The organism is Halalkalibacter oceani, assembly GCF_023715705.1.
Taxonomy (GTDB): Bacteria; Bacillota; Bacilli; order Bacillales; family Bacillaceae_D; genus Halalkalibacter; species Halalkalibacter oceani_A.
The window spans coordinates 1-9,870 of sequence record NZ_JAMBOS010000045.1 but is presented as its reverse complement, the minus strand read 5'-3'; the positions used below and the strand labels follow the sequence as shown (position 1 = coordinate 9,870).

The window sequence follows — 9,870 nt, the reverse complement described above, 5'->3', positions numbered from 1 at the left end:
CCTTGTATTTAGGATTTGGACAGAACTACCAAACCTAATTATAAGGAGTTTTTTTATGTCTTGAAACCATAAATTTCTACTCGAAACTACTTGACAAATTTTTAATAACTTTATGCAAAGCTAATGAAATTTCGTAAATAATAAAATAATTATTTATAGTTTTCAAAAAAGTGTTGAAAGTGATAAAGATTCATTATAAGATATGGATATAAAATAAAACATATTTTATAATGTAAAATGAAAGCGTTAGCAATTTTCGCTTATAGTATTTTTTTTGATTTTTAATTATTTTTATTTGAAATTCTTTAATAAAAAAGTGCTAAAACATAGAAGAAATTTTAAGGATAACACTGAAATTAGATAATTTTTTACAATATAAAATAATTCCTGAGGAATCACTTGTAACTGAGTAAAGGAGGAATTGCTAATGCGGGATCTATTTTCCATAGAAAATAAAGTTGCTGTTGTTACTGGGGCTGCTAGAGGATTAGGCTTTGTTTATGCTAAAGCCTTATTAGAAAAAGGTGCAAAAGTGGTCATCTGTGATCTGAATAAAGAGAATGTGGACCAAGCTGTGTCAAACTTACAGAAAATCAGCACGCAGGTTTATGGATATCAAGTAAATGTCTCATCAGAAAAAGAGATACAAGATCTTGTGAAAGAGGTTGAGAGTAATATAGGTGAAGTCGATATTCTCGTTAATAACGCTGGAGTTGTTCAAAGGATGGAAACAACTGAGATGGATGTACGAGAATGGGACAGAATCATGGATGTTAATGCAAAAGGTACATTTTTATGTTGTCGATATTTTGGTGTTCATATGAAGAAAAGAAAGAGAGGAAAAATTGTCAACATAGCGTCTATAGCTGGGAGAAAGGGATTAGACTTAAGGCTAGCATATTGCACATCAAAAGCCAGTGTAGAGCATTTAACCCGTACATTAGCGATGGAATGGGGACCAGATGGTGTCAATGTAAATGCAATTGGTCCTGGATACATTAAAACAAAGATGAATGAAGATACAAGAAGTGATAAGAAAAGATATACTCAAATGATTAATGATGTTCCAATGGGCAGATTTGGCGAACCAGAGGAGTTAATAGGTTCATTATTATTCTTAGTTAGCTCTGCTTCTGACTACATAACAGGCCATACTATTTTTGTTGATGGTGGACTACTTACAAAGTGATTTTGTATTATAAAAAAATTCAAGGGTGGATGGTTTAATGAAATTTACAGATCAATATATAAAACGAGTTGATCAATTGAATAAAGTTATTTTTGGTGTAATTGGGATTATGTTAATGTTTATTTTCATACTTCTTATAGTACAAGTATACTTTAGATTTATTGCTAATGCTTCATTAAGTTGGCCAGAAGAAGCTGCGAAATTTTTAACAATTTGGTCTGTTTTTCTTGGAGTGAGTATATCACTTCGACAAAAGGGGTTAATTGCGGTTGAAGCTTTATTGGAAAGAGCAAGAGGAAAGTTTAAAAAAATATTAAGTTTGATAACTCTATCTATTTCATTTATATTTTGTCTTTTCCTAGTTTATTACGGTTTTGAAATGGCAGCAGAAGTAGCAACTAGAAAATCATCAGCAGCATTAATTCCAATGTGGATCCCATTCCTTTCCATACCTATAGGTGGGTGCTTAACCATTTTAAACATAGTTGTGGTTGCTATCGAATTATTTACAAAAGATGAAGAACTGGGGGTTGACGCATGAGTTTCACAGTACTCTTCATTCTAATGTTTATATTATTGCTTATTAGTGTGCCAGTTGCGTTTTCTATTGGACTAGCATCTATAGTAGTAATGTTAATTTTTACAGATATTAACTTGGTTGTAGCAATCCAACGAATGTTTGCCAGTATAGATTCATTGCCATTACTTGCTGTTCCGTTATTTATACTAGCCGGATCATTAATGGGAGCTGCTGGATTATCTCAACGACTAATCAATCTTGCTTCATCATTTGTCGGGCATATTGCTGGCGGTTATGCAATCGTTGCCGTTGTTGCTTCAATGTTTTTCGGAGCTATATCAGGCTCTAGTGTAGCTACTGTTGCAGCCATAGGTGCATTTTTAATTCCCGCTATGATCCAAAAAGGATATACTAAAAGGTTTGCAGCGGCAACTCAAGCTACGGCAGGTGAATTAGGGGCAATTATCCCTCCTAGTATCCCAATGATCATTTATGGAGTAGTTACCGGTACATCAGTAGGAAGCCTTTTTATTGCAGGAATAGTTCCTGGTGTTACACTTGCTTTTATTTTGTGTATATTTATATATTTCTATTCAAAGAAAAAAGGATTTGTCGGAAAACCAACTAAAGACACTTGGCAACAAAAATTAGTTGCTATTAAAGAAGCTGTGCTTGCTTTAATTATGCCAATCATTATCTTGGGTGGCATTTATGGAGGAATTTTCACGCCAACAGAAGCAGCTGCAATTGCCGCTTTTTATGCATTTATTATTGGATTTTTCGTTTATAGAAAAATTAAGATTAAACATATTGTACGTATATTCGGGGAATCGGCATTAACAACCTCAACTATAATGATTATTATTTCTGCAGCAGGTATGTTTAGCTGGCTGTTGACACAAGGGAGATTTCCTCATCAAGCTGCTGAAATGTTAAATGGCATTTCAGAAAGTACTGTAGTATTTTTATTAATTGTTAACTTACTACTTCTAATATTAGGAATGTTTTTTGAAATGAGTGCAGCAATTATCATTTTAGCACCTATTATTACTCCAATTGCCATGGCATATGGGATTGATCCAATTCATTTTGGAATGATTATGATAATTAATTTGGCAATTGGTATGGTAACACCACCTGTGGCAGTAAACTTATTTATGTCCTGTAAAATTGCTGGAATATCATTGGAAGAAATTACGAAGGGGATTATACCATACCTCTTACTCTTAATCGGTTTCTTACTATTAATTGATTTTATTCCACATCTTTCATTATGGCTGCTAGAGTTTACAAAATAACTAAACATGGACAATTTTAAAAGGGGGTGAATTTGCTTAATCTTATAAAAATTAAGATTCTAAGAATTTTTAGAGAAAGTTGTCCTTTACCCCAAAGCTATGGAACATCCATGATAATCCATGATTCGTTTCTAGGTTTGAGGTAGTATTTCTGACAAGGTACAAAATAATGACCCGTCTGAAAATATCAAACGTTCTGTTTTAGCAGTAGGGTCAACTTCAAACGGAGGTTAATTATGAAAAAATTGTTGTTATTTTTGGTTCTGTTTTTATCTCTAACTGTATTTTTAGCTGCATGTGGATCCGACGATACCATTGGGGAAAGTGATAACTCACAAAATGGTAGTGAAGGTGAAGCCGGACTGAGTGATTTTACTTACAGTATTCAATTAGGACATAATGTCCCTGCCGGAACTGTTAATGACCAAGCGGCGCACAAATTCAAGGAATTAATTGAAGAAAAAACAAATAATCAAATTACGGTAGAAGTGTTTCCTAACCAAGAACTAGGCAATGAAATTGATATGGTAGAAAACATGGGTATGGGAGCAATTGATATGGTTATTCCTGGAGATGGGGTATTTGGGACTTATGTTCCGGAATTTCAAGGGCTATTAATTCCATTCTTAATTTCAGATATGGAACATATGGATCGAGTTTATAACGGGGAGATTGGAGAAGAGTTAAATCAAGCATTTATAGAATCTGTTAATTCCAGAGTATTAGCATATTTCCATAGAGGAGCAAGAAACTTAACAGCCAATGAAGCAATAAGGACACCTGAAGAAATAGAAGGTATGAAATTGCGTACTATTACTAACCCATTAGTAGTGGAGGCTTGGTCAGCTCTAGGCGCAAATCCTACTCCAATTGACTTCGGCGAATTATATGTATCACTCCAGCAAGGCGTAGTCGATGGACAGGAAAACCCATTTGACAACATATATAATGCTAAGTTCTTCGAAGTGCAAAGTCATGTAATGTTAACAGAGCACACATATTCACCTTATATGTTAATGATTAACAACGATCTTTATGAGAGCTTCCCAGATGATATTCGTGTGTTGTTTGATGAAGCTGTGACAGAAACAGCGGCTTACCAACAAGATTTAGAAGCAGAGATGAACGAAGAATATAAAAACATTTTAGCTGATGAAGGTATGGAAATCGTCGAAGTTGATAAAGCTTCATTTCAGCAATTGTTTATGGAAAGTGATGTAGAAGATAGATTTGCTGATCAATGGATTCCTAACTTATTAGATCGTGTAAGAGAGTTACAGTAAAGTTAAAAAATAATAATAGAAGTTGTCTAAAAAGATTAAAAATAATCTTTTTAGACAACTTCAAAGTAGCGTGCACAGAAGGGAACCGATGCTCCGTTTTTCAGCTCAATTATGGCTTTTAGGACAAGGCAATTAAGAATCTATTATTAAGAAAAGGACAAAAACTAATTAGAAATCTAAACGTTATAGAGGAGGTAAATTTTTATATGAAAAGAGTCGGTCTTGTAGGGTTAGGACAAATGGGTATGAGAATGGCATTTAATCTGATTAAAGCTGGATATGAGGTTGTAGGGTACGATATAGATAAAAATGCCATAAAAACACTTGCAGATCATGGTGGTAAGCCAGCAAATAGTCTAAAAGAAGTTGCGGAATTTTCCGATGTCGTTATTCTAATGGTTTTAACTTATCCTCAAGTGAAATCTTGCATTATTGAACCAGATACTTTAGGAGATTATATGAAGCCTGGAAGTACTTTAATAATTACCAGTACTATCGCACCTCAAGAAATAAGAGAAGTAAGTGAAGTGGTAAGTAGTAAAGGTATTAATGTATTAGATTCTCCTGTCACGGGTGGTACAAAAGGTGCTGAAGATGGAACATTGGTAATGATCGTTTCGGGGAAAGATGAAGTATATAAAGAATGCGAGGATATTTTAAAAACCATTGGGGCAAATGCGGTTCAAGTTGGTAATGAAATCGGCCTCGGACAAGTTATAAAGGCTTCAGTGCAATTATTAGTATCTGTTCATCTTGTAGCAATGGCAGAAGCATTGGTTTTAGGAACTAAAGCAGGTGCAGATCCAGAAGTCCTATATGATATTATCAAAAAAAGCGCAGGTAACTCATGGATGCTTGAAACAAAATTGCCTCGAATTCTAAATGGAGATTTTAGTAATAGTGGTGCTCTTGACATACAAATTAAAGACCTTGATATCGTTCAAAAAATTGCTAGGGAAGTAAATATGCCATTATTTACAAGCTCAGTTTCTAAAGATGTGTTCTTATGGGGGAATGCTTTAGGCTATGGAAGAGATGATGCTTCGTCAGTAATAAAAGTTTTCGAAGATATTGTTGGAGTTAAGGTAAGGAATCATCAAGTAAAAGAGGTGAAATAATATGAAAATAGCGTTTAGGTCAGTATCATACCATGATAAACCGATTGAGGTAGCAATTGAAAAGGTAAAGTCTTTTGGATATGATGCAATAGAATTAAACGGAACAACGTTGCCTTGGTCAAATCCACATATTAGAACGGATATGGAAGAAAATGAGATTAATCATGTTGCTCAGTTATTAGAAGATTATAAACTACCAGTTGCAGGAATTAGTTCTCACTTTGATTTGATTACTGAGGAGACACGTGCACAGTCAATTGAGTTAACAAAAAAACAACTATTAAAGTTAAAAAAATTGGGAGGAGAAGTTGCTGTTGGTTTTTCTAGCTTTCAACCCAAAGAATATTCAAGTGAAAAAACATGGGATTTGCTAATTGATAGTGTTAATCAAATTGTGGAATTTGCTACTGAACATAATATTAAGTATGCATTCGAACCAAATATTGGCATGGTCGTTCATAACACCCAAACAATTAATAGGCTTATTGAAGCGATAACTAGAGGTAAATTATACGTCACTGTTGATACAGCCAATATTATGATTGAAGGCGATAATATATCTGAATTCATTAAGAGTACTAAAGATAATATTGTGCATGTTCATATGAAAGATGGAAAAGGAATTCCGTCTGACTGGGAATTTCCTCCTATTGGGAAAGGAAATGTTGATTTCAAAAATGTGGTCAGCACTTTAAAGGAAATTAATTATACAGAGTATCTTTCGGTTGAATACGTAGGGTTTGAATTTGGTAAGTACAAAGATGATATTGATGAAGTTGCCAAAAATAGCCTAAATTATTTAAAAGCCTTAATTAATGAATAATATAATTTGTGAAAAAGGTGATAGAATGAGGATTGATAGAATAAAAATAGCATTAGTTGGATGTGGAAGTCACGCTTCATCAATTTTACATACCGCACTAGGTTTTCTAGAAGACGTTGAAATAGTGGCAGTGTGTGATCTGGATATGGAAAGAGCTATTTTTGCACAAAAAAGATTTGGTTTAAACCAACATTATACAGATGTCGATCAAATGTTATCAGAAACAAGTGCAGAAGCTGCTCTTGTGGTCTCTCCACCTCATATTCAGGCATCTTTAATTAAAAAGTGCTTATTAAATAATTTAAATGTGTATGTAGAAAAACCATTGGCAATTGACTTAGAGGAAGCTTATGAGTTAAAAGAATTAGCAGAAGTTAACAATTTAATATTAACAGTAGGTTTTAATAAACGTTTTTCTCAATATTATAATAAGGTTTATGAAGCTATCAAGTCAGAAAAATTTGAAAAGCCTTCCATGATTTATATGAAATTCGCAGGTGGATATAGACCCAAGACATGGGACTTATTAACAGTAGGATCAATACATATGTTTGATATTGCTAAACATTTTATTGGTGAGATTGATGAAATTTATGCTAATATGCACAAAATTGAAGAAGGAAAGGCTAATATTTCTGTTTCCTTAAAATTCAAATCAGGGGCAGTAGGAGTATTTGTTTTAGGTTCAACAGGCTTTTGGTCAGTTAAAGGCGGAGAATATATTGAGATTATTGGTGATCGTAATTGTATTAGCCTTGATAATGCGACGAAATTTTATTGGCAAAAACCAACACCAATAGATAAGGATGGGGGAAGTTCTCATCAAGCATTAAAAGAAATTCCCTCTAGTGCTGAAGTTATGGAACCAAATTATATGAATGTGAGTAACATTGAAATGCATTCTTTTGTGATGAATGGTTACTATGGGGCATTAAAAAATTTTGTTCAAAATATAAGAGACCAAAAACAAACCTCACCATGCGCAGATGATGCTATATATGCTTTAAAAACAGCATTAGCAATACAAAAGAGTATTGAAATTGGACAGTCAGTTAAAATTAGTGAGATGCACAGATAAGATATCCATAGTCGAACATACCACTTCATAACGGTGGGTGGGCTCTAAATCGTATAAACTTTAGCTTAATTGTTATTAAAGGGCACCTTCTCAAAACTGAGTATATGCTGGACACTTACTCATTTGACGTTTGGGAAGGTACTCCTTTTTCATGTCATGAGAACCTTTGACTTAGGATTGAAATTGTGGAATTTACTCCACTGAATCAAAATTCGAAAGGAGTCGTCAAAATGAAGTATTCTACTCTAAAAAAAACTGATATTGAAATATCCAAATTAGGTGTTGGAACTAACGCGATTGGTGGTCATAACTTATACGAAAATTTAGATGAAAAACAAGGACAAGATTTCTTGCGGGAAGCCCTAAATAATGGGATCACGTTTGTGGACACAGCGGATATTTATGGTGTTGGCAGAACCGAAGAGCTAGTTGGAGAAGTGTTAACGGATTATCCTCGTGATTCCTATGTTTTAGCAACAAAAGGCGGCCAAACGGTTGATGGGCCTAATAACCATCCTAACTATTTACGCGAAGCTGTTGAAAGAAGCTTGAGTCGTTTACAGGTCGAATATATTGACTTGTATTATTTACATTTCTATGATCAAAAAACACCATTAGTAGAATCAATAGGGGAATTATCAAGATTGGTCGAAGAAGGTAAAATTAAATCGATCGGTGTTTCTAATTTAACAATTGATCAACTAAAAGAAGCGAATAACTATAACAACATCTCAGCTTTACAATCACCTTACAACTTATTAAATAGAAGTGTAGAAAATGATGTGCTACCTTACTGTATTGAAAATAACATATCCTTTATTCCATACGGTCCGTTAGCTTTTGGTATTTTAGGCGGTAAATATGATAAGAATTTTAAGCTAGCAGAGGGCGATTGGAGAAACTCAATATCTTTATTTGAAGCAGAAGCATTTCAAAAAAATTTAGATAAGGTTAACCAATTAAAAGGCATCGCAAGTCGCAAAGGAACGGCTGTTTCTAATGTTAGTATAGCTTGGCTAATGACTAAGGAAGGTATTGACTCGGTCATTCCTGGTGGTAAGTATCCTGAACATGTTAAGAAAAATATCAAATCATTAGAAGTAAAATTTACGACACAGGATCTTGAAGAACTCAATACGATTTTCTCTTAGGAATTTTAAAAACAGATTATGCTGGTGACCATGATGGGTGCATTATAGCAAGTGTATGGCAGGGATTGTAGCAGGGAGTCTATGCATGTTATCGAGCCCTGACCTTGTTATTGAGGCTGCCTACAATGGAGGATTGTCGACGCATCGGGCTGATGGAGACGGGGCGCTAAACCATTTTCGGTCTCTTTCAGCCCTTTATAATGCACTAAATTTAAATGAGCTTCTGTTTTACCTAATTAGGGATATTTCTCAATACACTCGAAATCATTATAAATTTCTAAATGATGAGCGAGCGTTTCTTTCACTTTTACGTTCTGACCGACAAAGCGGAAAGGGACCGAATAACGCTTGCCCCTATAAGAAATGAATGAATCTCTTAACTTCTCCCATTTCCGGCTTTGCTACAGGGAAAGCAGTCTTCTTATGACTAGATTGATACATTTCTTCAACCTCAAATCGTTTAGTTTAAGTGGTGATTCACTTGTCGCGGCATTTGGTTTTAAATTTGCTGTCTTATTCAACCATTTACGAACATCTTCATTAAGAACTTGAAGTGTGGCCTCATGTTTATTACACTGCATAAAATTTTTCTTTAAATAACCCCAACGACATTCTCTACTTTCCTTTTGTTTGCGGTCGGTTAGGTTTACATGCCTTCGGCACCACCCCGTAGTATGCTAAAAATTCCTCAAACTTCTGATTAAAGCGAATCTCTACTGGAAAATTTTTAATAACCGCTGTTTTCATATTGTCATAGAGTATTTGTTGAGGGACTGTAAACGCTAGAATGAAGTTGACAGTTTTTGCTCGATAAGATTTTACACTTTTGGTCAATCAACCTACTCCTTTAGAAAAATAGATAGTGATGTTAGATTACTGGGGGTTAGGGTTTTGAAGGAGAAATTAGTGTTATATGTAAAGATCCATGAATTACGTAAGAGAAAAGTTTAAAGTAGCAAAAATCGCTAAGGAGCTAAAAGTTTCGAGACCGTCTGTCTATAAGTTTTTAGAAATGACATTTGATGAAGCGAAAGCATATATTGAACAACTTTTGGAGGAGAAGAGAAAACTAGATCCTTATAAAGACTGGATAATTGCTTGGCTAGAAGAGTACCATCACATAAGTAGTGCTCAAATTCATGATTGGCTTTTAGGGAGATAATCCGACCTTGTGGTCGGTGGAAGTACCGTTAGAACGTATGTGAGAGATATTCGTGAGGTTTATCAGATTGAGAAAAAGGTCATAGTCCGTCAATATGAAGCAGTTCCTGAACAACCAATGGTGTTAATGACGTTCTACAATGTCTGGATCTTGACGGCGCTAATTGTCCTAAAACTGACGGATTCACTGTCCAAAATGAAGAGGAAGCAATCCTTTGCTCCCCCTTCATTTTACAAATCTACTTGATA

The 9,870-nt window shown here is 34.5% G+C and carries 10 protein-coding genes and 1 pseudogene; 9 read left to right on the top strand and 2 right to left on the bottom strand.

Annotation, left to right across the window (positions count from 1 at the left end; all coding sequences use genetic code 11):
- Positions 1 to 427 precede the first annotated feature (427 nt).
- From M3212_RS21260 to M3212_RS21225, 8 genes are all read left to right on the top strand, one after another.
- Positions 428 to 1,189, top strand: coding sequence for an SDR family NAD(P)-dependent oxidoreductase (locus M3212_RS21260; protein WP_251195921.1), 762 nt, complete (start codon positions 428 to 430; stop codon positions 1,187 to 1,189).
- 37 nt (positions 1,190 to 1,226) lie between these two features.
- Positions 1,227 to 1,730: a TRAP transporter small permease gene (locus M3212_RS21255; protein WP_251195920.1), complete on the top strand. Its 504-nt coding sequence runs from the start codon at positions 1,227 to 1,229 to the stop codon at positions 1,728 to 1,730.
- A complete protein-coding gene (locus M3212_RS21250; protein ID WP_251195919.1) occupies positions 1,727 to 3,007 on the top strand; it encodes a TRAP transporter large permease in 1,281 nt (426 codons plus the stop codon). The genes M3212_RS21255 and M3212_RS21250 overlap by 4 nt, the downstream gene beginning before the upstream one ends.
- A 236-nt stretch (positions 3,008 to 3,243) precedes the next feature.
- Positions 3,244 to 4,290, top strand: a complete 1,047-nt coding sequence (locus M3212_RS21245; RefSeq protein WP_251195918.1) for a TRAP transporter substrate-binding protein — start codon at positions 3,244 to 3,246, stop codon at positions 4,288 to 4,290.
- A 131-nt stretch (positions 4,291 to 4,421) separates the two neighbouring features.
- Positions 4,422 to 5,408, top strand: a complete 987-nt coding sequence (locus M3212_RS21240) for an NAD(P)-dependent oxidoreductase (RefSeq protein ID WP_349774220.1) — start codon at positions 4,422 to 4,424, stop codon at positions 5,406 to 5,408.
- A gap of 1 nt (position 5,409) precedes the next feature.
- Positions 5,410 to 6,231 (top strand): sugar phosphate isomerase/epimerase family protein, encoded by an 822-nt coding sequence (locus tag M3212_RS21235; protein WP_251195916.1) that lies wholly within the window; start codon positions 5,410 to 5,412, stop codon positions 6,229 to 6,231.
- Positions 6,224 to 7,309 carry a Gfo/Idh/MocA family protein gene (locus M3212_RS21230; protein WP_251195915.1) on the top strand — a complete coding sequence of 362 codons (1,086 nt, stop codon included), beginning with the start codon at positions 6,224 to 6,226 and terminating at the stop codon, positions 7,307 to 7,309. Before M3212_RS21235 ends, M3212_RS21230 begins: the two co-directional genes overlap by 8 nt.
- A gap of 230 nt (positions 7,310 to 7,539) precedes the next feature.
- Positions 7,540 to 8,460, top strand: coding sequence for an aldo/keto reductase (locus M3212_RS21225; protein ID WP_251195914.1), 921 nt, complete (start codon positions 7,540 to 7,542; stop codon positions 8,458 to 8,460).
- Between the two features lie 236 nt (positions 8,461 to 8,696).
- Here M3212_RS21225 and M3212_RS22440 read toward each other — a convergent pair whose 3' ends face one another.
- Together M3212_RS22440 and M3212_RS21220 are read right to left on the bottom strand one after the other, a co-directional pair.
- A complete protein-coding gene (locus tag M3212_RS22440) occupies positions 8,697 to 8,825 on the bottom strand; it encodes a Mu transposase domain-containing protein (protein ID WP_434084065.1) in 129 nt (42 codons plus the stop codon).
- A 250-nt stretch (positions 8,826 to 9,075) separates the two neighbouring features.
- Positions 9,076 to 9,294, bottom strand: coding sequence for a hypothetical protein (locus M3212_RS21220; protein WP_251195913.1), 219 nt, complete (start codon positions 9,292 to 9,294; stop codon positions 9,076 to 9,078).
- A gap of 72 nt (positions 9,295 to 9,366) precedes the next feature.
- Between M3212_RS21220 and M3212_RS21215 the strand changes: the two are divergent.
- Positions 9,367 to 9,742: pseudogene (locus tag M3212_RS21215) on the top strand (IS21 family transposase); the annotation flags it as partial.
- Positions 9,743 to 9,870: the final 128 nt, after the last annotated feature.

Coding starts and splice junctions, on each gene's coding strand:
- M3212_RS21245 (WP_251195918.1), top strand. CDS start 3,244: ATGAAAAAATTGTTGTTATTTTTGGTTCTGTTTTTATCTCTAACTGTA.
- M3212_RS21260 (WP_251195921.1), top strand. CDS start 428: ATGCGGGATCTATTTTCCATAGAAAATAAAGTTGCTGTTGTTACTGGG.
- M3212_RS21250 (WP_251195919.1), top strand. CDS start 1,727: ATGAGTTTCACAGTACTCTTCATTCTAATGTTTATATTATTGCTTATT.
- M3212_RS21235 (WP_251195916.1), top strand. CDS start 5,410: ATGAAAATAGCGTTTAGGTCAGTATCATACCATGATAAACCGATTGAG.
- M3212_RS21230 (WP_251195915.1), top strand. CDS start 6,224: ATGAATAATATAATTTGTGAAAAAGGTGATAGAATGAGGATTGATAGA.
- M3212_RS21225 (WP_251195914.1), top strand. CDS start 7,540: ATGAAGTATTCTACTCTAAAAAAAACTGATATTGAAATATCCAAATTA.
- M3212_RS21255 (WP_251195920.1), top strand. CDS start 1,227: ATGAAATTTACAGATCAATATATAAAACGAGTTGATCAATTGAATAAA.